At 72.4% G+C, this 22,870-nt stretch carries 20 protein-coding genes; 8 read left to right on the top strand and 12 right to left on the bottom strand.

The features are described from left to right. Nucleotides 1–22: 22 nt before the first annotated feature. The 4 genes from ACWGPE_RS00630 to ACWGPE_RS00615 all read right to left on the bottom strand — a co-directional run bounded on the left by ACWGPE_RS00630 (nt 23) and on the right by ACWGPE_RS00615 (nt 5,092). Nucleotides 23–1,798 (bottom strand): glycoside hydrolase family 35 protein, encoded by a 1,776-nt coding sequence (locus ACWGPE_RS00630; RefSeq protein WP_452047891.1) that lies wholly within the window; start codon nt 1,796–1,798, stop codon nt 23–25. Further along, nucleotides 1,795–2,709: a carbohydrate ABC transporter permease gene (locus tag ACWGPE_RS00625; protein ID WP_275505978.1), complete on the bottom strand. Its 915-nt coding sequence runs from the start codon at nt 2,707–2,709 to the stop codon at nt 1,795–1,797. The genes ACWGPE_RS00630 and ACWGPE_RS00625 overlap by 4 nt, the downstream gene beginning before the upstream one ends. Then, entirely contained in the window at nt 2,706–3,707 is a 1,002-nt protein-coding gene (locus ACWGPE_RS00620; protein ID WP_452047890.1) for a carbohydrate ABC transporter permease, read from the bottom strand. Before ACWGPE_RS00620 ends, ACWGPE_RS00625 begins: the two co-directional genes overlap by 4 nt. A 98-nt stretch (nt 3,708–3,805) precedes the next feature. Continuing rightward, the gene (locus tag ACWGPE_RS00615; protein ID WP_231429118.1) at nt 3,806–5,092 is read right to left on the bottom strand and encodes an ABC transporter substrate-binding protein; all 1,287 of its coding nucleotides are present in this window, start codon (nt 5,090–5,092) and stop codon (nt 3,806–3,808) included. A 217-nt stretch (nt 5,093–5,309) separates the two neighbouring features. Here ACWGPE_RS00615 and ACWGPE_RS00610 point away from each other — a divergent pair, with 217 nt between their 5' ends. Next, nucleotides 5,310–6,347: a LacI family DNA-binding transcriptional regulator gene (locus ACWGPE_RS00610; protein ID WP_231429119.1), complete on the top strand. Its 1,038-nt coding sequence runs from the start codon at nt 5,310–5,312 to the stop codon at nt 6,345–6,347. Nucleotides 6,348–6,472: 125 nt separating this feature from the next. Here the strand turns inward: ACWGPE_RS00610 and ACWGPE_RS00605 are convergent, their stop codons facing one another. Beyond that, nucleotides 6,473–7,183: a GNAT family N-acetyltransferase gene (locus ACWGPE_RS00605; protein WP_275505976.1), complete on the bottom strand. Its 711-nt coding sequence runs from the start codon at nt 7,181–7,183 to the stop codon at nt 6,473–6,475. 7 nt (nt 7,184–7,190) lie between these two features. Then, nucleotides 7,191–8,576 carry a glycine--tRNA ligase gene (locus ACWGPE_RS00600; RefSeq protein ID WP_231429121.1) on the bottom strand — a complete coding sequence of 462 codons (1,386 nt, stop codon included), beginning with the start codon at nt 8,574–8,576 and terminating at the stop codon, nt 7,191–7,193. Between the two features lie 90 nt (nt 8,577–8,666). Between ACWGPE_RS00600 and ACWGPE_RS00595 the strand changes: the two genes are divergently transcribed. Together ACWGPE_RS00595 and ACWGPE_RS00590 are read left to right on the top strand one after the other, a co-directional pair. Beyond that, nucleotides 8,667–9,074: an NUDIX domain-containing protein gene (locus tag ACWGPE_RS00595; RefSeq protein WP_231429122.1), complete on the top strand. Its 408-nt coding sequence runs from the start codon at nt 8,667–8,669 to the stop codon at nt 9,072–9,074. Nucleotides 9,075–9,147: 73 nt separating this feature from the next. Beyond that, nucleotides 9,148–10,710, top strand: coding sequence for an alpha/beta fold hydrolase (locus ACWGPE_RS00590; protein ID WP_452047889.1), 1,563 nt, complete (start codon nt 9,148–9,150; stop codon nt 10,708–10,710). On the opposite strand, the gene ACWGPE_RS00585 is transcribed toward ACWGPE_RS00590, so the two are convergent. From ACWGPE_RS00585 to ACWGPE_RS00575, 3 genes are all read right to left on the bottom strand, one after another. Then, on the bottom strand, nt 10,683–11,216 hold the full coding sequence (locus ACWGPE_RS00585; RefSeq protein WP_452047888.1) for a GNAT family N-acetyltransferase: 534 nt from the start codon (nt 11,214–11,216) through the stop codon (nt 10,683–10,685). The genes ACWGPE_RS00590 and ACWGPE_RS00585 overlap by 28 nt on opposite strands. A gap of 13 nt (nt 11,217–11,229) precedes the next feature. Beyond that, a complete protein-coding gene (locus tag ACWGPE_RS00580) occupies nt 11,230–12,135 on the bottom strand; it encodes a serine hydrolase (protein ID WP_452047887.1) in 906 nt (301 codons plus the stop codon). 98 nt (nt 12,136–12,233) lie between these two features. Then, nucleotides 12,234–14,288, bottom strand: coding sequence for a M13 family metallopeptidase (locus tag ACWGPE_RS00575; RefSeq protein WP_452047886.1), 2,055 nt, complete (start codon nt 14,286–14,288; stop codon nt 12,234–12,236). 47 nt (nt 14,289–14,335) lie between these two features. On the opposite strand from ACWGPE_RS00575, the gene ACWGPE_RS00570 reads away from it, so the two are divergent. The 5 genes from ACWGPE_RS00570 to ACWGPE_RS00550 all read left to right on the top strand — a co-directional run bounded on the left by ACWGPE_RS00570 (nt 14,336) and on the right by ACWGPE_RS00550 (nt 19,807). After that, nucleotides 14,336–14,707, top strand: coding sequence for a YccF domain-containing protein (locus tag ACWGPE_RS00570; RefSeq protein WP_231429128.1), 372 nt, complete (start codon nt 14,336–14,338; stop codon nt 14,705–14,707). A gap of 126 nt (nt 14,708–14,833) precedes the next feature. Further along, nucleotides 14,834–16,564 carry a sensor histidine kinase gene (locus tag ACWGPE_RS00565; protein WP_231429129.1) on the top strand — a complete coding sequence of 577 codons (1,731 nt, stop codon included), beginning with the start codon at nt 14,834–14,836 and terminating at the stop codon, nt 16,562–16,564. After that, nucleotides 16,552–17,208, top strand: coding sequence for a response regulator transcription factor (locus ACWGPE_RS00560; protein WP_275505970.1), 657 nt, complete (start codon nt 16,552–16,554; stop codon nt 17,206–17,208). The genes ACWGPE_RS00565 and ACWGPE_RS00560 overlap by 13 nt, the downstream gene beginning before the upstream one ends. 143 nt (nt 17,209–17,351) lie before the next feature. Beyond that, nucleotides 17,352–18,272: an alpha/beta hydrolase gene (locus tag ACWGPE_RS00555; protein ID WP_275505969.1), complete on the top strand. Its 921-nt coding sequence runs from the start codon at nt 17,352–17,354 to the stop codon at nt 18,270–18,272. A gap of 113 nt (nt 18,273–18,385) precedes the next feature. Beyond that, a complete protein-coding gene (locus ACWGPE_RS00550) occupies nt 18,386–19,807 on the top strand; it encodes an MATE family efflux transporter (RefSeq protein ID WP_452047885.1) in 1,422 nt (473 codons plus the stop codon). Between the two features lie 118 nt (nt 19,808–19,925). Here ACWGPE_RS00550 and ACWGPE_RS00545 read toward each other — a convergent pair whose 3' ends face one another. The 3 genes from ACWGPE_RS00545 to ACWGPE_RS00535 all read right to left on the bottom strand — a co-directional run bounded on the left by ACWGPE_RS00545 (nt 19,926) and on the right by ACWGPE_RS00535 (nt 22,768). After that, the gene (locus ACWGPE_RS00545) at nt 19,926–21,155 is read right to left on the bottom strand and encodes an amidohydrolase (RefSeq protein WP_452047884.1); all 1,230 of its coding nucleotides are present in this window, start codon (nt 21,153–21,155) and stop codon (nt 19,926–19,928) included. 33 nt (nt 21,156–21,188) lie between these two features. Continuing rightward, entirely contained in the window at nt 21,189–22,265 is a 1,077-nt protein-coding gene (locus ACWGPE_RS00540; protein ID WP_231429134.1) for a LacI family DNA-binding transcriptional regulator, read from the bottom strand. A 71-nt stretch (nt 22,266–22,336) separates the two neighbouring features. Continuing rightward, nucleotides 22,337–22,768 carry an SRPBCC family protein gene (locus ACWGPE_RS00535; protein ID WP_231429135.1) on the bottom strand — a complete coding sequence of 144 codons (432 nt, stop codon included), beginning with the start codon at nt 22,766–22,768 and terminating at the stop codon, nt 22,337–22,339. Nucleotides 22,769–22,870 lie beyond the last annotated feature (102 nt).

Raw genomic sequence — 22,870 nt, 5'->3', positions numbered from 1 at the left:
CGACCTGCGCCGACGGCGCAGTTCAGTCGAAGGTCTCGATGTACTCCTGCTCGGGTCCGAGCTCGGCACGCTCGCGCAGCTCGACGGCGTCGCCGAGTCGCTCGAGCTCGAGCACGGCGATCGTGTTCTCGCCCGCCCGCAGCAGCGGCGCGGGCACGTAGTAGGTCTGCTGGGGACCGATCTCCCAGTAGCGGCCCAGCAGGAATCCGTTCACCCACACGAACCCCTTGCCGAAGCCGGGGAACGCGAGGAACGCATCGGCCGGCTCGTCGACGGCGAGGTTCGCCGTCGCCAGCCCGGCCAGCTCGCGCGCGCCCCACTCGTCGAGCGGCAGCGGTCGCGCCGCCCAGCGCTGCACGAGCCGTCGGTCGAGCTGCACGCCGCCGAGGATGCCCTTGCCCTCGCCGAGCAGCGGACCGTAGTTGATGCGACCCTGGTTCTCGACGACGAGCTCGAGCACGACGGGCCGCCCCTCCCCCGCGAGCCGCACGCCCGATGCGGCCTGCTCGGCGTCGAGCACCGCGACCCGCACGCCGTCGACGAACACGAGGGCGCGGTCGCGCAGCCCCCGGATCGTGAGCAGTGCCCCGCCCGACGGCACGACCGGACGGGCCTCGTAGAGCACGAGGCCCGCGTCGAGGCCGAGCTCCTCGAACGTGGGCGGGTTCGCCGCGCGCACCGGCTCGCCGGCCGCGCGCAGCACGTCGAGCAGCTCGCGACCCGGCCGCACGGGCAGCGTCGCCGCCGGCAGCACGGGCGGGGTCGGGGATGCCTCGGGCGGCGTCAGCCCCGAGGCATCCTGCAGCACGTCGCGGATGCGACAGAACTTCTCGGTCAGCGCGCCGTTCTCGGCGATCGGGGCGTGCGAGTCGTAGCTCGTCTGCGTCGGCTGCAGGCGCACGCCGTCGTGGTTCGCGCCCGACCAGAGGCCGAAGTTCGTGCCGCCGTGCGCCATGTAGAGGCTCAGCGAACCGCCCTCGGCGATGATGTCGGCGACGACGCCGGCCGCGCCCTCGGGCGTCCGCACGTGGTGGGGGTCGCCCCAGTGGTCGAACCAGCCGTTCCAGAGCTCGGCGCACATGAACGGCTCGTCGGCGCGGCGCTCGCGCAGCATCGACGCCGCCTGCGCGGCGCGCGAGCCGAACGTCGCGGTCGCGAGCACGCCCGGCACGCTCCCGCCGTCCTGCATGAGCTCGGTCGGGCCGTCGGCCGTGTAGACGAGCTCGGTGACGCCGCCCGCGACCAGACGCTCGTGCAGCCACGCGAGGTAGTCGGCGTCGTCGCCGTAGCTGCCGAACTCGTTCTCGAGCTGCACGGCGACGATCGGGCCGCCGTGGCTCGCCTGCAGCGGCACGAGCCGCGGCAGCAGCTCGTCGAACCACGCGTCGACGGCGTCGAGGTAGGCGGGGTCGCTCGAACGCAGGCGCAGGCCCGGCGTGCCCGAGAGCCAGGCGGGAAACCCGCCGTTGTCCCACTCGGCGCAGATGTACGGCCCGGGCCGCACGATCGCGTCGAGGCCGACCTCGGCGGCCAGCTCGAGGAAGCGCTCGAGATCGCGCCAGCCCGAGAAGTCGACCTCGCCGCGGCGGCGCTCGTGGAAGTTCCACGCGACGTAGGTGTCGACGGTGTTGAGGCCGAGCGCGACCATGCGCTCGAGGCGGTCGCGCCACTGCGCCGGGTGCACCCGGAAGTAGTGCAGCGAGCCCGAGAGGACGCGGTGCGGACGGCCGCCGCGCAGGAAGGCGCCCGCCTCGTACGTGAGCAGCGCGGTCGCGGCGCGCTGTTGCGTGTCGGTCACTTCACGGCCCCCGCGGTGAGCCCGGCGCGCCAGAAGCGCTGCAGGCTGAGGAAGGCGATGATGAGCGGCACCACCGAGAGCAGCGCGGCCACCACGACCGTGCCGGCCGGCACCTGCCCGTTGCTGCCCGCCCAGCCGACGAGGCCGACGGTCACGGGCTGCAGCGAGCTGTCGTTCAGCACCATGAGCGGCAGCAGGAAGTTGTTCCAGACCTCGACGAACTGGAAGAGGAAGATCGTGACGAGCGCCGGCGACATGATGCGCATGCCGATCGAGAAGAAGATGCGGAACTCGCCCGCCCCGTCGATCCGGCCGGCCTCGATGAGCTCGTCGGGCACCGACTGCGCCGCGAACACGCGGGCGAGGTACACCCCGAACGGGCTCACGACGCTCGGCAGCAGCACGGCGAGCGGGTTGTTGAGCAGCCCCACCTGGTTGAACAGCAGGAAGAGCGGCAGCGTGAACATGACCTTGGGGATGAGCACGGCGGCGAGGATGACGCCGAACACGACGCCGCGGCCGCGGAACTCGTACTTCGCGAGCGCGTATCCCGCCATCGCCGAGAGCAGCGTTCCGACGAGCGCCGACGTCCCCGCGTAGAAGACGCTGTTGAGCATCCACCTGCCGAAGATGCCGTCGCTCTCGGCGAAGACGAGCGCGATGTTGTCGAACAGCCCGAAGCCGTCGAACCACAGGCCCGGCTCGGAGAACTGCTTGCCGACGGGCTTCGTCGATGCGACGACGAGCCACCAGATCGGCACGATGAAGTAGAGGGCCGAGAGCCCCAGCAGGGCGAAGACGCCGAGGCGGCTCGCGAGGTTCGCCTCTCGCCGCGAGCGGCCCGGGCGGTCGGCATCCGGTCGGTCGGAACGCGGCGGTCGCTCGGCCGACACGAGGGCGGGGGCGCTCATCGCTCGCCTCGATTCATGAGCTTGAAGAAGGTGAACGAGAGCACGCCGACGAGGAGCGCGAGCACGACCGACTGCGCGGCCGCGTAGGGGTAGTTCTGGGCGGTGACCTGCGCCTGCGCCGCCATGAGGGGCGTGAACGTGTTGCTGATCGCTCCGCCCGAGATGGTCTGCAGCACCTTGGGCTCGTTGTAGAGCTGGGCGGAGCCGATGATCGAGAAGACGGCGGTCAGCACGAGGGCCGGGCGCACCATGGGGATCTTGATGCTCCACGCGATGCGGAAGGCGCCGGCGCCGTCGAGGCGTGCCGCCTCGACCGTCTCGGCGGGGATCGTCTGCAGCGACGAGTAGATGATGAGCATGTTGTAGCCGGTCCAGCCCCAGGTGACGATGTTGGCGACCGCCCACAGCACCACCTCGGGTGCGAAGAAGGGGATGCCGGTACCGACGACCCGCTCGAGCAGGGTGTTGATCGGGCTCGTCACGGGCGAGTAGAGGAACGACCACATGACGGCGGCGATGACGCCGGGCACGGCATAGGGCAGGAAGGCCGCGAGCCGGAAGAAGCCCTTGCCGCGGGCCGAGCGCGAGTCGAGCAGGAGGGCCAGCACGAGCGCGAGGCCGAGCATGACGGGCACCTGCACGAGTCCGAACAGGGCGACCCTGCCGAGCGACGCGATGAAGTCGGCATCGCCGAGCAGGCGGGCGTAGTTCGCGAACGGCGTGAACTCGAGCGTGGGCGCCTCGAGCCCGAGGCCCGAGCGCTGCAGGGTGAACAGGCTCTGCACGAACGCGAAGGCGATCGGCACGAGGTACATCGCGGCGAACAGCACGCCGAAGGGCAGCAGGAAGAGCAGCGGGATGCGCCAACGGCCGGCGGCGCGGCGCGGGGCCCGACCGCCGGGGGCGGGGGCATCGGGCCCGGAGAGCCCGGGGCCGCCCGTGCGCCCGCGGCGCGCGGTGCCGGCGGTCGTGACCGCCCGGGTCGATGAGGTGAGCATGTCGTCCTGCGTGGTTCTCGTGGTGGCGCGCGGTGGTGATGCGCGGTGGTGGTGCGGGCCGGGGCGGATCCTCGCCGCCCCGGCCCGGGTCTCGCGGGCTACTCCGAGACGGAGAGGCCCTGCGCCTCGAGGGCGTCGACGGTCTGCTGCTGGGTGCCCTTCAGCGCGTCGGCGAAGGTGCCCTGCTTCGACCAGGCCTTGCCCAGGCCGTCGTCGAGGAAGCCGACGGTCTCGGGCATGTTCGGCCCCCAGGTCCATCCGGTCGTGACGAGCGGCGAGGCCTCGGCGAAGACGTCGAAGATGACCTGGTCGCCGAAGTACGGGTCGGGCTCGGTGAGCACCGGCAGGTCGAGCAGTTCGGTCGCCGCCGGGTAGAGCGCGGCGGCCTCGATGAGGCCCGTGTAGATGTCGGGATCGGTGCTCATGGCATGCGCGAACGTCCACGCCGCCTCGGGGTTGTCGCAGCCCTTCAGCACGGCCGTGGCCGAGCCGCCGACGTTGCCGACCTTGTCGTCGCCGGCCTCCCACTGCGGCATCGGGGCGACGGCCCACTTGCCGGCGCCGTCGGGGGCGCTGCCCTTCAGGATGCCGGCGATCCAGACCGCGCCGACGTGCGTCGCGATCGAACCGTCGCCGAGGCCCGTGTACCAGGACTGGTCCCACATGGGGGCCTGGCTGATGAGGCCGGCGTCGGTGAGGCCCTGCCAGTAGTCGGCGACCTTCTGGCCCTCCGGCGAGTCGATCGAGACGTTCCAGCTGTCGCCGTCGACCGAGAACCACGGCGCCTCGGCCTGCCAGTCGAAGCCGGCGTAGTCGTAGTTCAGGTAGCTCGCCGAGAGCGACTTGCCCGCGGCCTTGAGCTTCTCGCCGGCGGCCTGGTACTCGGCCCACGTGGTCGGCACGGCGATGCCGAGCGAGTCGAAGACCTCCTTGTTGTAGAAGAGCGCCATCGGGCCCTGGTCGACGGGCGCGCCGTACACGGCGTCGCCGATCGAGACGGCCGACCACGTCGCGGGCGAGAACTCGCCCTCGCTCTCGTTCGCGAACTCGGACACGTCTTCGAGCGCGCCCTGCGCGGCGAAGCTCGTGAGCGTCTCGTAGCCGACCTGCGCGAGGCACGGCGCGTTGCCGGCCGTCACGGCGTTGAGCATCTTGTCGTAGCCGCCCTTGGCGCCGGGGGCGACCTCCTCGTAGGTGACGACCACGTCGTCCTGCGAGGCGTTGAACGCCTCGACGGCGTCGGCGTAGCCCGGGGCCCAGCCCCAGAACGTGACCTCGGCCGGACCGGACTGCTCGGGCTGCGCGGCCCCGGCACAGCCGGCGAGCGCCAGGCCGATGCCGATCGCGCCGGTGATGCCCACCGTGCGCATGACTGTCTTCTTCACTGCTGCCTCTCCTTTGAATGAGCTCGGAATGCGTCGTGCAACGAACCGGGCCCCGCGCGGTCTCGGGTGCGGGTTCCGCGGGGCGTGCTCTGATGGTGCCACATCTTGTTATCGATAACAAGCACGGATTCTTGACGAAAGAACGGGACAATCGACCCAGTCTTCGAGATAGCATGTTTTCGCTAGCATGGGGGCTGGCATGGCGAAGGGGCATCAGATGAGCACGACGCGGCGACTCGACGCGAACGGACGCGCGCGCACGCCGAGCATGGCCGACGTCGCCGCCCACGCCGGCGTCTCGGCGCAGACGGTGTCGCGTGTGCTGAGCGGCCACCCCAACGTGCAGCCCGCAACCCGCGACCGCGTGCTCGCCTCGGTCGACGAGCTCGGCTATCGCATGAACAACGCCGCGCGCTCGCTCTCGTCGGGCCGCACGCGCACGATCGGCGTCGTCGTGCTGCCGACGGTCGACTACTCTGGCGCCGCCGTCACCCATGGCGTCGAGTCCGCCGCCCGCCGCGCGGGCTACGCGGTCAACATCTCGACGGCGAGCTCGCCCGACCCTGCGGCGATCGCCGCCGCGATGACCCGCCTCGACCGGCAGTCGGTCGAGGGCATCGTGCTCGTCGTGCCGGTGGCGACCGGCACCGACGAGGTCGAGACGATCGCCCGCCGCATCCCGACCGTCACGATCGACGGCTCGCGCACGATGTCGAGCGAGGTCGTCGCGATCGACCAGTTCGAGGTGGGCCGGCTCGCGACCGAGCACCTGCTGTCGCTCGGGCACCCCACCGTCTGGCACGTCGCCGGACCCGACGAGTGGCTCGACTCGACCGGCCGGGCCGCCGGCTGGCGTGCGGCGCTCGAGGCCGCGGGCCGCGAGGTGCCGCCGCTCCTCCACGGCGACTGGTCGCCCGAGTCGGGCTATCAGGCGGGGCTCCTGCTCGGCCGCATCCCCGAGGCGACGGCCGTCTTCGTCGCGAGCGACGAGATGGCGTTCGGCGCGATCCGAGCCCTGCACGAGCTCGGCCGTCGGGTGCCCGAAGACCTCTCGGTCGTCGGCGTCGACGACATCGCCCTCGCCGCGTACTGCAGCCCCGCGCTCACGACCGTCGCCCAGCCGTTCGGCGACATCGCCGCGCTCGCGGTCGAGCACCTGCTGCGACGCATCGACGACCCGACCGCGCCGCCGGCGTCGACCGAGGTGGCGGCGCAGCTCGTGATCCGGTCGAGCACCGCGCCCTACGCGGGCTGAGGGGCATCGTCCCGTCCCGCATCGTCCGCTCTGGAGGAGCGATCCGCCCGACACGCCGATCGCACGCCGTCAGGTCCGGCGTGTCGCGCAGAAGTTCCTCCATTGCGCCGGGCGACGGCGCGGGTTCAGCCCCGAGGCATCCATTCACGCCGCAGGATCGCGTAGAGCTCGCTGTCCTGCCAGCCGTCGTCCTCGAGGATCTCCTCGAGCATCGTGCCCTCGAGGCGCATGCCGAGCCGGCGGCACAGCGCGGCCGAGGCGGTGTTGCGCGCATCGAGGTGGGCGAACACGCGGTGCGCACCGATGACCTCGAAGGTGAAGCGCAGCACCTCGGCGGCGGCCTCGCGCGCGAGCCCGCGACCCTGGAACGCAGGATGCAGCACCCAGCCGATCTCGACCTGCGCGCTCTCGATGCTGCCGACCCGCAGCATCACGTCGCCCACCACGCGGTCGCGAGGGGCGGATGCCTCGGCGCCGGCGCCGCCCGCGACCGGCACGCCGACGGACGGCTCGCCGTGCAGCACCATCGCGAAGTGGGTCGCGTCGCCGTCGGCGGCGAGCACCCGCATGCCGGCGCGCTTCAGCGTGTGCACGTGCGCGTCCTCGCGGCTGCGCGGCGGCCACGGGATGTAGCGCAGCACCTCGGGCAGGCGCTGGTACTCCCAGACGTCGTCGCTGTCATCGGGCGAGATCGGGCGCAGCGTCATGCGGTCGGTCCGCAGCGGGGCACCCTCGATCGACGCGATGTCGAACGGGAACGCCGCGCCGGTCGCCGCGGCCGCGCCGGTCGCCGCGGTCGCGGTCGTGCCGTCGACGGGCTCGGCCGAGGCGGGCACGAACGCCCTACGCCCCGATGAGCCGCGCCGCGAGGAAGCCCTCGAGCTCGGCGAGCGGCACGCGCTGCTGCTCCATCGTGTCGCGGTCTCGCACCGTCACGGCGTCGTCGTCGAGCGAGTCGAAGTCGACCGTGATGCAGAACGGGGTGCCGATCTCGTCCTGGCGGCGGTAGCGGCGGCCGATCGCGCCGGCATCGTCGAAGTCGACGTTCCAGTACTGGCGCAGCGACGCGGCGACCTCGCGCGCGAGCGGCGAGAGCTTCTCGTTGCGGCTGAGCGGCAGCACGGCGGCCTTGACGGGCGCGAGGCGCGGGTCGAGCTTCAGCACGGTGCGGGTGTCGGTGCCGCCCTTCGCGTTCGGCACCTCCTCGACGTGGTACGCGTCGACGAGGAACGCCATGAGCGAGCGGGTGAGGCCCGCTGCGGGCTCGATCACGTAGGGGATCCAGCGCTCGTTCTTCGACTGGTCGAAGTAGCTGAGCTCCTTGCCCGAGTGCTCGGAGTGCGTCGAGAGGTCGAAGTCGGTGCGGTTCGCGACGCCCTCGAGCTCGCCCCACTCGCCGCCGGTGAAGCCGAAGCGGTACTCGATGTCGACGGTGCGCTTCGAGTAGTGGCTGAGCTTCTCCTTCGGGTGCTCGAAGAGGCGCAGGTTCTCGGGGTCGACGCCGAGGTCGACGTACCAGTTCCAGCGGTAGTCGAGCCAGTACTGGAACCACTCGTCGTCGGTGCCGGGCTCGACGAAGAACTCGAGCTCCATCTGCTCGAACTCGCGCGTGCGGAAGATGAAGTTGCCGGGCGTGATCTCGTTGCGGAACGACTTGCCGATCTGCCCGATGCCGAACGGCGGCTTCATGCGCGCCGCCTGCAGCACGTTGGCGAAGTTCGTGAAGATGCCCTGCGCGGTCTCGGGGCGCAGGTAGTGCAGGCCCGACTCGTCTTGCACCGGGCCGAGGTAGGTCTGCAGCATCATGTTGAAGTCGCGGGGCGGGGTCCACTCGCCGCGGGTGCCGCAGTTCGGGCAGGCGATGTCGCCCATGCCGTTCTCGGGGGCGCGGCCCTTCTTCTCCTCATACGCCTCGAGCAGGTGGTCCTCGCGGAAGCGCTTGTGGCAGTGCAGGCACTCGACGAGCGGGTCGGTGAAGACGCCCACGTGGCCCGAGGCCACCCAGACCTGCTTCGGCAGGATGACGCTCGAGTCGAGGCCGACGACGTCGTCGCGGCGGGTGACCATGTAGCGCCACCACTGCCGCTTGATGTTCTCCTTCAGCTCGACGCCGAGGGGGCCGTAGTCCCACGCCGAACGCGAACCGCCGTAGATCTCGCCGGCCTGGAAGACGAACCCCCGGTGCTGGGCGAGGGCGATGACGGATTCGAGACGGCTGGGTGCGGCCACGGTGGCTCCAATGGTCGGGGGTGGAGATCTCGGGCGGACAGCCCGGCGGTGCCACCATCCTACGGGCGACGGCACTCTAGGCTTGAACGGATGCCCCAGCTGCCCGACCTCCTCGTCTCCGCGATCGCGCTCGTGCGCGACCGTCGGGTGCTCATGGTCACCGCCCGTGATCGCGAGGTCTACTACATGCCCGGCGGCAAGATCGATGCGGGCGAGACGGCCGCCGAAGCGGCCGCGCGCGAGGCGTTCGAAGAGGTCGCGCTCGAACTCGACCCTGCCTCCCTCGACGAGTTGTTCGAGGTCGTCACCCAGGCGCACGGCGAGCCCGACGGCCGGCTCGTGCGCATGCGGGTCTTCCAGACCGACACGGATGCCTCGCCGGCGCCCTCCGCCGAGGTCGGCAGCCTGCACTGGGTGACCACGGCCGACGCCGACCGCTGCCCGCCCGCCGGGCGCGAGGTGCTCGCCCGGCTCGCTGCGACCGGCCTGATCGACTGAGCACGGTCCCGGCCGCCGAGTGAGCGCCGGGGCGCCGTGTCCGGACCCCGCCCGTCCCCATAGACTGCGGGGCATGGCGTCGACTCGCGTATTCCGCAGCGGAGGCCGCGTCACGCGCATCACGCGCAGCGGTCGCGACGACGGCCCGGGCTACGTGCTCGTGCACGGCATCGGCATGGCCCACGAGTACTGGTCGGATGTCGCGGCGGAGCTCGGGCGCAGCGGCACGGTCTACGCACTCGACCTCCCGGGCTTCGGCGACGCGCCCCAGCCCGACGAGCCGCTCACGATGCGCGGGGCCGGCGACCTCCTCGCCGATCTCGTGCGGGCGGAGGGCATCGCCGACCCGGTGCTCGTCGGCCACAGCGCGGGGGCCCAGGCCGTCGCCGAGGCGGCGGCGTGGCATCCCGAGCTGTTCGAGCGCATCGTGCTCATCGCGCCGACGGTGAACCCTCGCGAACGCTCGGCCGGCAAGCAGGCCCTGCGGCTCCTGCAGGACCTCTCGCTCACCCACCCGAAGGTGCTCGGGCTCGGCGTCGTCTCGTACGCGAAGGCGGGGGTCTCCTGGTACCTCGAGAGCCTGCCGCCGGTCATCGAGCACCGCGTGGAGCTCACGCTGCCGAACGTCGCGGCCCGCACCCTCGTGATCCGAGGCGAACGCGATCGCCTCGTGCCGCGCGAGTGGGCCGAGCGGGTCGCATCGCTCGTCGGCGACGGCCGGTACGCCGAGGTGCCGGGCCGTGGACACGAGACGATGATCACGGCGGGAGCGCGGGTCGCGAACCTGATCGCCGCCCACGCGAGGGGCGAGGCGGTCGGCCGGGTCGTCGGGCCTGCTGACGGCGCCGTCGTCGTGCCCGCCCGCCGGCGGCCGCCCCTGGCGAAGATCATCCGCTGGTGGGCGCTCGACTACCTCTACGCGGGATGGCGCCAGCTCGCAGTGCTCGGTGCCTGGAAGCCGCCCGCGAAATGGTCGCGCGGCGACACCGCGCTCCCGACGATCGTGCTGCTGCCGGGCGTGTACGAGCACTGGTCGTTCCTGCGACTCCTCGGCGACGCGCTCAACGCCCGCGGCCACCGCGTGCGCGTCGTGCACGGCCTCGGGGCGAACCTGCTCGACATCCCCGAGACCGCCGCCCGCGTCTCGCGCGCGCTCGCCCGGGTGTCGATCCCGGCGGCCGGCCAGGTGCTCGTCGCCCACTCGAAGGGCGGGCTCGTCGCGAAGCGCATGCTGCTCGACGACGACGCGCCGTCGCTCGGCCTGCTCGGCATGGTCGCGATCGCGACGCCGTTCGGCGGTTCGATCTACTCGCGATTCATGTTCGACCGGGCCCTGCGCGAGTTCGATCCCGATGCGCCGATCATCGTCGAGCTCGCCGACGGCGTCTCGGTGAACTCGCGGATCGTCTCGGTGTTCGGGCCGTTCGACCCGCACGTGCCGAAGGGAAGCGCGCTCGACGGGGCGACCAACGTGCAGGTGCCGGTCGCCGGTCACTTCCGGGTGCTCGGCGCGACCGAGACGGTCGACGCGGTGGTCACCGGCATCCGGCAGCTCGCCGACGCCACGGCCGACGCCGCCGACCAACCCGCGGAGCAGCCGGGAGCGGGTCAGAGCTCGTCGAACGGGGCCGCGTAGCGGAACGCGCCGACCGGGGCGTCCGCCTCGGCCGCGCCGAGCCGGATCGCCTGGAAGTACGCGCCCCAGGCCGGCTCGGGCGGCGTGATGCCGAGGTCGACGCTCGGCACGAAGCCGAGCCGGCCGTAGTACGCCGGGTCGCCGAGCAGCGCCACGACTCGTTCGCCGTGCTCCGCGGCGAGCCGCAACGTCTCGCGCACGAGCGCCGAGCCGATGCCGCGCCGCTGCACTGAGGGATCGACCCCGATGGGGCCGAGCCCGAGCGCGGGCCCGTCGCCGACCCACCCCCTCGTCGTGATGCAGTAGCCGGCGACCGCCCCGTCGATCTCGGCGACGAGGGCGAGGTGCGGCAGGAACTCCACCGAGGTGACGAGCGCCGTGTTGAGCACGACCTCGATCGGCGGCGACGCCGCCGGCGAACCGTCGGGCTGAGGCCCCGAGAACGCCTCGGCGAGAAGCCGGTCGACGGCCGCGCGGTCGTCCACGCGGTACGTGCGGATCAGCATTCGGGCGAGCACCTCAGTGCACGAACTCGAGCAGGTCCATGCCGACCTGGCGCATGCCGTCGAGCACCGCGAGGCGCGACGAGAGCATCGTGTCGGCGTAGTACATCGAGACGGCGTAGGCGACGCTCGCGCGCGGCCCCCGCAGCACACCGACCTCGCTGCGCACTCCCCCGTCGGTGCCGGTCTTGTTCATGAGCAGCACGCCGTGGTCGGGCGTGCGATGCGAGAGCGGGTCGAGCCCGAACGCCGAGGCGACCATCGAGAGATCGGCGTTGAGCGAGAGCCAGCCGACGACGCGCTGCGACACCTCGGGCGAGACGATCTCGCCGCGGGCGAGCGAGGCGAAGAGCCAGGTGAGCTCCTTCGCCGAGCCGATCGAGAGCTGCGGGGCGTCGTCGGGCCCGCGGTGGTCGCGCACGAGGTCGAGCAGCGCGGTTCGCGTGAGGCCGAGCGTCTCGGTGCGCGCGCGCACCGCCTCGAGGCCGATGTGGCGGATGAGCACGTTCGTCGCGAGGTTGTCGCTCGTCGCGCCGACGAGTGCGGCGAGGTCGGCGATCGGCAGCGACGGCGACTGCAGGTGCTGCCAGATGCCCGAGTCGCCGGCCGCGTCGCGGGGAGCGCGGTCGAGCACGGTGAACGTCTCGGTGCTCGCCCCGACGAGGCGCGAGGCGATCTCGACGAGCAGCAGCACCTTGCCGATCGAGGCGGTCGGCATCACGACGTGGTCGTCGACCGAGAACAGCACCTTGCCGGTCGCGAGGTCGGTCGCGCGGGCCGAGACCTGCACCCCGGCGAGCGCGAGCTCGCCGAGCGCGGCGAACCCGCGGGCGAAGTTCTCGCCCGGCTCCTCGGTGCGGTGCTTGCCCTTGCGCAGATCGGCATGACGTGCGCGTCGCTCGGATCCCTGCGACGACGTCACCACGGTGCTTGCACGCTCTTCCTCGGACGGTCGGCGCTCCCCCACCGCAGGCCGCGGCGCGCTCGAGATGTTCGGATACTCGGACTTCGGATCTGCGACTACCAGATGGTCACCCGCTCGGCAGGGTCGAGCCAGAGGGCGTCCTCTTCAGTCACTCCGAAGCCAGTGTAGAACTCATCGATGTTGCGGACGATCTGGTTGCACCGGAACTCGTTCGGCGAGTGGGGATCGATCGCGAGCAGGCGCACCACCTCCTCGTCGCGGCCCTTCATCTGCCAGGCCTGCGCCCACGACAGGAAGAACCGCTGCACCGCCGAGTACCCGTCGATCTCGGGAGCCCCGTCGACGTCGCCGCCCTGCGAGAGCACGTACGCCTTCCACGCGATCGCGAGCCCGCCGAGGTCGCCGATGTTCTCGCCGATCGTGAGCGCGCCGTTCACGTGCGGCGCCCCGTTCGCCTCGGCCCCGCCCTCGGTGGATGCCTCGCCCGCGGCACCCTCGGACCCGGGCGCGCCGTCGGCGAGCTGGGCGGGAACGAGCGCGTCGTACTGCTCGATGAGCGCCTTCGTGCGCTCCTCGAAGGCGGCGCGGTCATCGGCCGTCCACCAGTCGGTGAGGCGCCCGTCGCCGTCGTACTTCGACCCCTGGTCGTCGAAGCCGTGCCCGATCTCGTGTCCGATCACCGCGCCGATCGCGCCGTAGTTCGCCGCGGCGTCGCGGCCGGCGTCGAAGAACGGGAACTGCAGGATCGCCGCAGGGAACACGATCTCGTTGAAGCCGGGGTTGTAGTACGCGTTGATCGTCTGCGGGGTCATGAACCATTCGTCGCGGTCGATCGGCCCGCCGACCTTGCCGAGCTCGCGCTTGAACTCGAACTCGGCCGTCGCGCGCACGTTCCCGACGAGGTCGTCGGTGATCTCGAGGGTCGAGTAGTCGCGCCACTTCACGGGGTAGCCGATCTTCGGCGTGAACTTCGCGAGCTTGTCGAGCGCCTTCTTCTTGGTGGCCTTCCCCATCCAGTCGAGGCCCTCGATCGACTCGCGGTAGGCCGCGACGAGGTTCGCGACGAGCTCGTCCATCGCCTCCTTCGCCGCGGGCGGGAAGTGCCGTTCGACGTAGATGCGGCCGACCGCCTCGCCCATGGCGCCCTCGACGAGCGAGACCCCGCGCTTCCACCGCTCGCGCATCTGCGGCGTGCCGGTGAGCGTGCGGCCGTAGAAGTCGAAGTTGGCCTCGACGAGGTCGCTCGAGAGGTAGGCCGCGCTCGAGCGCACGACCTGCCAGGCCAGCCAGTCGCGCCAGGCGGGCAGCCGGTCCTCGGTCAGCAGCCGGCCGAGGCCCTGCACGAACGACGGCTGCCGCACGACGAGCTCGTCGAAGGCGCCCGACGGAACGCCCATCGCGTCGCGCCAGACCGACAGCCCCGAACCCGCGGGCTCGGCGCCGGGGAACGCCAGCGCCGAGGCATCCGCCCAGCTCTTAAGGTTGTAGGTCTTCTCGCTGTCGCGCGAGTCGACGTTGTTCCAGTGCACCCTCGCGATCTCGGTCTCGAGCTCGAACACGCGGGCCGCCCGCTCGGCGGCCGCGTCGAACTGCGCGAGCCGCAGCATCCGCTCGAGGTGCTCGCGGTAGGCCGCGCGGATCGGCTCGAAGCGGTCTTCGCGGAAGTAGCTCTCGTCGGGCAGGCCGATGCCGCCCTGCTCGACGAAGACGAGATAGCGCTCGGGGTCGCCCGGATCGTTGTCGACGTAGAGCTGCGCGAAGCCCGACACGCCCTGCCGCTCGAGCCGGCCGAGGGTCTCGACGAAACTGCCGATCGAGTTCACGAGCGACACCTCGAGCAGCTGGCCGGCGATCGGCGTGACCCCGAGCAGCTCGGCCCGGTCCTCGTTCATGAAGCTCGCGTAGAGGTCACCCACCTTGCGGGCCTCGGTGCCGGGCTCGGCCTGCTGCGACTCCTCGATGATCTCGCGCACGGCCTCCTCGGCCTCCTCGTGCAGCACGTAGAAGGAGCCGTAGCGCGCCTTGTCGGCGGGGATGTCGGTGCGTTCGATCCACCTGCCGTTGACGTGCCGGAACAGGTCGTCCTGCGGGCGCACGCCCGGGTCGAGCTCGTCAAGCGTGATTCCGGAGGGCAGCGCGACGTCGGTCATGCGCAACAGCCTATGCTCGGCTTCCGGCGCATAGGCTGAGGATCGACATGAAGACGCTGCTGAACATCATCTGGCTCGTGCTCTCGGGCATCTGGCTGTTCCTGTCGTACGTGCTCGCGGGCGTCGTGATGTGCATCCTGATCGTGACGATCCCGTGGGGCATCGCGTCGTTCCGCATCGCGATGTACGCCCTGTGGCCGTTCGGCCGCACGGTCGTGCAGAAGCCGACCTCGGGCGCGTGGTCGTTCATCGGCAACGTGATCTGGGTCATCCTCGCCGGCTGGTGGCTCGCGCTCGAGCACATCGTCACGGGCCTGCTGCTCTGCATCACGATCATCGGAATCCCGCTCGGCATCGCGAACTTCAAGCTCGTGCCCGTCTCGCTCGCGCCCCTCGGCAAGGAGATCGTCGACGCCTGAGCCGTCGGCTCGCCCCCGCTCGCCCGACCCTCCTGACGGGGATGACGCGATCCAGGTCCATTCCGTTCGCCGACGGCCTCGGCCAAGATGGGGCTGGGCGCCGGGTCGGCGCGGGGCGGGAGGGGCATGGCATCGGACTGGTCGGCGCCCCCGCTCGCACGATCGCTGGGCGCCGCGCTCACCCTCATGATGGTGCTCGGCGTGCTGTTCGCCGCGCTCGAGTTCGCGCTGCTCCTCCCCATCCCGCCCGAGTTCTGGGTGATCGCCCTGTTCCCCGCCGTCGCGCTCGTCTGGTTCGTCGCGGGAACGATCGCGTGGCGCCGACGGCCGAGCAGTCGCACCGGCCTGCTCATCTGGGTCGGCGGCATCTCGCTGCTCGCCGGCGGCCTGCTCAACACCGGCATCCAGTTCGGCATCGTGGTCGGCAGCGTCTTCGCGACCGTCATCGTCGCCGTCATCGTGCACCTGCTGCTCGCCTTCCCGTCCGGCCGACTGCCCGACCGGACCTCCCGCGCGATCGCGCTCGCGGGCTACTTCGTCGCGCTCGTGCTGCAGACCCCGGTCTACGTGTGGGGCATGGGCCTGTTCGCCCCCGCGATCCCGGCGAACTCGGAGCTCGCGACGATCGGCGGCGAGGTGCAGCGGTGGGCCGGGCTCGTCGTCGTCGTCGCGACGGCGGTCGTGCTCGGCATGCGGCTGCGCGCGACGTCGCCCGGCCGCCGGCGCGTGCTGGTGCCGCTCTACGGCTACGGCATGGCGTCGGTCGTGCTCATCCCGGCGAGCGCGAGCCTCGACGTCGCCCTGCCGGTGCCCGCCGTCGTCGCCGTCCAGCTCGCGCTCATCGCCGGCGTCGCCGTCGCCTTCACGGTCGGGGTGCTCGTCGGCGGCTTCGAGCGCACGGCCGAGCTCGAGGAGCTCGCGGCGTGGCTCGGCACCGAGTCCGGACGCGAGCCGCTGCGGTCCGCCATCGCGCGCGCGCTCGGCGATCCGAGCGTCGAGCTCGTCTACTGGCTGCCGGTGCGCGAGGGATTCGTCGACGAGCAGGGCATCGGCGTCGACCCGCCCGACGATCCCGGTCGCGGCTTCGCCGTCATCGAGTCCGACGGCGCCCCGGTCGGCGCGATCGTGTACGACGCCAGGCTCGTGGGCGACCAGCAGCGCGTGCAGGCCGTCGGCCGGGTCGCCGCGATCGCGATCGCGCGCGAACGGCTCACGACCGAGCTGCGAGCGAGCCAGACGGCGCTGCGGCACTCGCGCGTGCGCCTCGTCGAGGCGGCCGACCGGGAGCGCGCCCGCATCGCGAAGGACCTGCACGACGGGCTCCAGGTGCAGCTCGTGCTGCTCGCACTCGAGGCGGGGCGCATCCACGACGACGCGCAGGTCGAGGCCGTCCGCGATCGTGCGCTGCACCTGCGTCAGGGCATCGAGGAGGCGGCCGACGAGCTGCGCCGGCTCGTGCACGAGGTGATGCCGTCGGCGCTCGTCGAGCGCGGACTGGTGCTCGCCGCGGAGGACCTCGTCGACCGGATGCCGATTCCGACGACGTTGCGCGCCGAGGGACTCGACGCGCCGCTGTCGCCGACCGTCCTGAACGTCGCGTACTTCGTCGTCGCCGAGGGGCTCGCCAACACGGTCAAGCATGCGCGCGCGGCATCCGCGTCGGTCAGCCTGACCCGCGAGGGCGACGTGCTCGCCGTCGAGATCGCCGACGACGGCGTCGGCGGGACGGGCGTGCATCGCGGCCGCGGGCTCGCGGGGCTCGCCGACCGCATCGATGCGGTCGGGGGCAGGATGTCGCTGCGGAACGTCCCCGGCGGTGGCACGAGCCTCAGGGCGGAGCTGCCGTGCGGGTCGTGATCGCCGAAGACGAGACCCTGCTGCGGCAGGGGCTGCGACTGCTGCTCGAGGAGGGCGGGTTCGAGGTCGTCGCCGCGGCGGGCGATGCCGACGAGCTGCTCGGCGCCGTCGACGCGCACGGGCCCGATCTCGTGATCACCGACATCCGGATGCCGCCGTCGCACAGCGACGAGGGCCTGCGAGCGGCCCTCCGCATCCGGAACGAGCGCCCCGACATCGCGATCGTCGTGCTCTCGCAGTACGTGCAGCGGCGCTACGCGCTCGAGCTGCTCGGGGGCGAGGCATCCAGGATCGGGTACCTGCTGAAGCAGCGGATCGCCGATGTCGGCGCGTTCCGCGACGACCTCCGCCGCGTCGCCGAGGGCGGCACGGCGCTCGACCCCGAGGTGGTCGCGGTGCTCATCTCGCGCGCCGGGCGCGGCGGCGGCGACGTGCGGCGACTCACGCGCCGCCAGCGCGAGGTGCTCGCCTACATGGCGGAAGGTCGGAGCAACGCCTGGATCGGGCAACGGCTCGTGCTCACCGAGAAGGCGATCGTGCAGCACACCTCGGGCATCTACGACGCGCTCGGGCTGCCCGTCACGGCCGACGATCACCGCCGGGTGCTCGCGGTGATCCGGTACCTCGACGGCGCGGCCGACTGAGCGAGGCGTCGCGAGGCCCCGACCCCCGTTCTGGGTGCCGCCGCCGCGGCGAATGGCGACATGGGTCCATGTCGGCGGCGGCGACGCGCGAGGAGAGTGTGCGATGCGCGCCCCTACGCGAGCCACTCCCGGAAGGATCATCCATGGCTCTGTCGACCTCCGTCCAGATGACGAACGCCGCGCTCAGCGCGGTGCGCACCGCCGACCGCGTCTCGCCCGCACTCGCCGCGGGCATCGCCGGCCCCATGTTCGAGCGCACGCGCCCGTCGCGCGTCGTGCATCCGAGCGAGCAGCCCGTGCACCTCGCCGCCGAGCGGCACCCGCTGCCGCTGCCGCACGGCGACGGCGTGCTCTACGAATGGGGCACGGGCCCCCGCACCGTGCTGCTGGTGCACGGCTGGCGCGGCCGCGCCTCGCAGTTCGCGCCGATCATCCGCGAGCTGCGCGCCGCGGGCTTCCACCTCGTCGCATTCGACGCACCGGCGCACGGCGACGCGGCGGGCCGGCGCACCGACATCCGTTCGTGGGTGGAGGCGATCAACCGGCTGCACCTCAAGTACGGCCGCTTCGAGGCGATCATCGGCCATTCGCTCGGCGCGCTCACGACGATGACCGCGGTGCGCGACGGCGTCTCGACGCGCGGTGTCGTCGGGCTCGCGCCGATGTCGTCGGGCCGCTACCTGTTCGACGCCTTCGCGCACGGCGTCGGTCTCAGCGAGCAGGCCGCCGCGATCCAGCGCGAGCGCTACACCCGGCGGGTCTTCCCCGACGCGTCCGACCCGTGGCGTCGTTTCGACACGCTCGCCGCACCGCTGCCGGCGTCGGTCGAGCTGCTGCTGCTGCACGACCGTGAAGACCGCGAGATCGACGCCGCGCAGAGCGAGCTGCTGCACGCAGCGCACGGCGACCGGTCGAGGATGCTGCTGTCCAGCGGATCCGGTCACGTCAGGCTGCTCGGGGCCGACCGCACGCTCGACGCCGTCACGGCCTTCGTCGGCGGCGGCGTCGCCGCGGTCGACCGCATCGAGCGAGGCGAGGAGCGGAGCGTGCGCACCGCCGCGTGAGCCGGGCCGGTGCGCAGCCCGAGCGCCGCGCCGGTTCCCGAAGACGACCGGATGCCGGAGCGCCCCGGCCGGCATCCGGTCGTGTCACCGGCCCGACGTAGGCTCGAGGGCACATGAATCGCTCCGACGCCTCCGAACCGGGCACCGCCGGCACCACGGGCTCGTCGACCGACCCGACCGACCCCGCCGCGAGCTCCGCGGCCGCACGGTCGGCGGGGCGCGCCGTCGACCGCGACATCCTCCGCCTCGCGATTCCCGCGCTCGGCGCGCTCATCGCCGAACCGCTGTTCCTGCTGGCCGACACGGCGATGGTCGGCCACCTCGGTGCGGAGCCCCTCGCCGGGCTCGGGCTCGCGAGCGCGGTGCTGCAGACGATCATCGGGCTGATGGTGTTCCTCGCCTACGCCACGACGCCCGCGGTCGCCCGCAGGCTCGGCGCCGGCGACCTGCGCGGCGCGGTCGCGTCGGGCATCGACGGGCTCTGGCTCGCCCTCGGCATCGGCATCGTGCTCGCCGTCGGCGGGTGGTTCGCGGCACCGTGGCTCGTGGGGCTGTTCGGGGCGACGAGCGAGGTCACGGCCGAGGCATCCACGTACCTGTCGATCTCGATGGGCGGCCTGCCGGCGATGCTGATCGTGTTCGCGGCGACCGGACTCCTGCGCGGCCTGCAGGACACGAAGACCCCGCTCTGGGTCGCGGGCATCGGCTTCGCCGTCAACATCGCGCTCAACTACGTGTTCATCTACGTCGCGGGGTGGGGCATCGCGGGCTCGGCCGTCGGCACGGTGATCGCGCAGTGGGGCATGGTCGTCGTCTACCTCGTCGTCGTCGCGACGCACGCGCGCCGGGCGGGGGCGAGCCCGTGGCCCCACCACGCCGGGGTGCTGCGCGGGGCGAAGTCGGGCGGCTGGCTGTTCGTGCGCACCGCGAGCCTACGCGTCGCGCTGCTGCTCGCCACCTGGGCGGCGACCTCGCTCGGGTCGAACGAGCTCGCCGCGTTCCAGGTCGCGATGACGATCTACTTCACGCTCGGTTTCGCGCTCGACGCGCTCGCGATCGCCGCACAGGCCCTCGTCGGGCGAGGGCTCGGCGCCGGCGACGTCACGGCCGTCCGGCGCGTGCTGCGACGCTGCATCGAGTGGGGCATCGGGTCGGGTGCGGCCATCGGGGCGCTGCTCATCGCGCTCGCCTGGGTGCTGCCCGGGCTGTTCACGAGCTCGGCCGAGGTGGCCGCCCTGCTGCCGCCGGCGCTCGTCGTGCTCGGCCTGTCGGCACCGCTCGGCGGCCTCGTCTTCGTGCTCGACGGCGTGCTCATCGGCGCCGGCGACGCCCGCTACCTCGCCTGGACGGGCCTTGTGAACCTCGCCGTGTTCGTACCGCTCGCCCTCGGCGTCGTGTCGGTGGCCCCGCCGGGTGCCGCGGGGCCCGCCTGGCTCATGGCGGCGTTCGCCATCGGCTACCTGGCGGCGCGCGCGGTGACCCTCGGGCTCCGGGCGCGCGGCGAGCGGTGGATGGTCACGGGCGCGCCCGCCTGACCTCGACCGGGCCGGTCACGCCCGCTGCCCCGCTGAAGGAGGTTCTCGCGCGAGAACGAGGTTGCAACTCGCTTCAGGCGCGACGACTCACTTCAGGCGCATCGAGACGACCGCGGGTCTACCCGACCGACGCACCGAGCCACTCGCGCGCGGCGGCGACGAGGGCCGCGACGCCGCTCTCGAGGGTCGGGTCGATGACCGGCGCGAACTTCGGCGAGTGGTTCGAAGGCAGGTTCTCGGGCAGTCGCCCCGCGGCGAGCGCGGCAGGGTCGAACAGCGACGGGTCGAACCCGCCGAGGAACCAGTAGACGAGCGGCACGCCCGCGACGGTCGCGAAGACGCCGACGTCCTCGCTGCCCGAGACGACGCCCGGGTCGAACACCCGCCCCTCGCCGAGCGCACGGCGCAGCGCCGCGGCGGTGCGCTCCGAGGCATCCGCGTCGTTGACGGTGGCCGGGAACCGCGCGCCGTAGTCGAAGTCGGGGTCACGAGGGGCGCCCGAGGCGGCCGCTTCGCCCGTCGCGATGCGCTCGATCGCGGTGAGCACCTTCGTGCGCACCGACTCGTCGAAGCTGCGCACGTTGATGCCGAGCATCGCCTCGGACGGGATGATGTTGTGCTTCGTGCCGGCGTGCAACTGCCCGACGGTGACGACGGCGGCATCGGTCGCGGCGATCTCACGGGCGACGACCCCCTGCAGCCGCACGGTGATCGCCGCGGCGAGCAGCACCGGGTCGATCGTCGCCTCGGGGCGCGAGCCGTGGCCGCCGACGCCGTGCACGCGCACCGTCAGCTCGTCGGCCGCCGCCATCGCGACGCCGGCGTGCACGCCCGCGAATCCCGCGGGCAGCGGGGCGACGTGCTGGCCGAGCACGATGTCGGGCCGGGGCACGCGGTCGAAGAGGCCGTCGGCGACCATCGACTCGGCACCGCCGCCGAGCTCTTCGGCGGGCTGGAAGACGACGACGAGCGTGCCCGACCACCGGGAGCGCTCGGCGGCCATCCGTTCGGCCGCACCGAGCAGGCACGTCACGTGCACGTCGTGGCCGCATGCGTGCATCACCGGCACGTCGTTGCCGTCGGCGTCCGTCCCGCGTGCGGTGCTGGCGTATGGCAGTCCGGTGTCCTCGAGCACGGGCAGCGCATCCATGTCGGCGCGCAGCAGCACCGTCGGGCCGGCGCCGTTCGCGAGCACGCCCGCGACGCCGGTGTTGCCGAGCCCCGTCACGACGTCGAAGCCGAGCCCGGTCAGGGTCTCCGCGACGATGGCGGCGGTGCGGTGCTCCTGGAACGAGAGTTCGGGGTTGGCGTGCAGGTCGCGGTAGATCGCTGCGAGGTCGAGGCTCATGCGGTCAGCCTACGACCGGCCCTCGCTCTGCCCTCAGCGGGCGGGCGGCGGGGCGGTCGTGTCGCCGACGTGCAGGGTGCTCGTGAAGCAGACCGACTCGGGCGACTCGCCCGCGAGCAGGCTCACGACCGCCTCGCCGGCGGCCCGCCCCTTCGCGACCGACGGCTGCGAGAGCGTCGTCAGGTCGTGCTGCAGCCCGTCGACGCGGATGCCGTCGAACCCGATGACGCTGAGCTCGGCCGGCACGGCGATGCCGAGCTCCTCGGCGGCGCGGATCACGCCGGCCGCGAGCAGGTCGCTCTGCGCGATGATCGCAGTCGGACGCGTCGCGGGGTCGGCGAGCAGCGCGCGGGCGGCCTCGAGGCCCTCTTCGATCGAGCTCGCCCCGGCGACCTGGCCGGTGATGTCGGGGAAGATCTCGCGGGCCCCCGCGAGCCGGTCGCGTGCGGTCGCCGCGGTGCCCGACTGCTCGAGCTCGGGGGTGAGCGGCCCGCGCGTTCGCGCCGCGTCGAAGGGCAGCGTCACGAGTGCGACGCGCGTGTGCCCGAGCTTGCGCAGGTAGTCGGCGCCCCGCCGGGTGGCCTGGTGGTTGTCGATCGAGATCTCGGGCAGGCCCTCGCCGGTGTCGCCCTCGATGGCGACGGCGGGGATGCCTCGGCGCCGGAGCGCCTCGATCGACACCGCGAGTCGCGGGCTGCACCCGATGAGCACGACCGCATCGACGGGGGCGCTCTCGATGTTGACGGCGTTCTCGCCGGGTTCGCCGGTGTCGGTGAGCAGCAGCAGGCCGGCGCCGAGCGGGGCGATGCCCTCGGTGATGCCGTCGAGCATCTGGATCTTCACCGGGTCGAGGAACGCCGCTCGCACCCGCTCCTCGAGCACGACGCCGACGATGCCCGACCGCCCCTGCCGCAGCGAGCGGGCGCGCGGGTCGGGCCCGCCGTAGCCCAGCGCGGCGGCCGCGTCGAGCACGCGCTGCTTCGTCGCGTCCGAGACGGGGCCGGACCCGCTGAATGCGAGCGAGGCCGTCGACGCGGAGACGCCGGCCTTCGCGGCGACGTCGGCGAGCGTCGGCCGGGAGGCGGCCGGGGCTGCGGGTTCGGGCTGCATGCGCCCGATTCTAGGCCGAATCGATTCGAAGACGTCCGGGCCCGCCGCCGCACCGCGTCGCGACGGCGGCGTCAGGCCTGCTCCGAGAGTTCCTTCACCTTCGCGACGAGCGTGTCCCACATCGCCTTCGAGTGCTGCGCGGCCTCGGCCGTCGGATTGTTGTCCTGGGTGAGCGTCAGCTCGGTCGCCCCGCCGGCATCTCGCAGCGCCCAGGTCAAGGTGTGGTGGTGCTCGGGCGCATCGGCCTCGCCGCTCAGCGGGCTGAAGTGGGTGTGCACGAGGCGCTCGGGCGGTGCGAACTCGAGCACGACGCCGTGGTCCTCGTAGGGCTTCCCCTCCCAGACTCCGCGCCAGCGGATCGGGCCGCCCACCGACCAATCGGTCACGAGCTCGGTGCCGAACATGAACTCACGCGCCGCGGCCGGGTCGGTCACCACCGCCCAGACGCGCTCGCGCGGCGCGTCGATCGTGATGCTCGAGACCGCATCGAAGTGCCCAGCCATCATCGTCTCCCCTCGCTTCGTCGCCGAACGGCGATCTCCGCTCATGGTTCGGGATTCAGGCTACGCCGGGCCGATCGCGCCGGTCTTGCAGATACGCGACAC

Source organism: Agromyces sp. NPDC055658, from assembly GCF_053618155.1.
The sequence above is the reverse complement of the archived record's forward strand: the minus strand, read 5'-3'. Positions and strand labels throughout refer to the sequence as shown.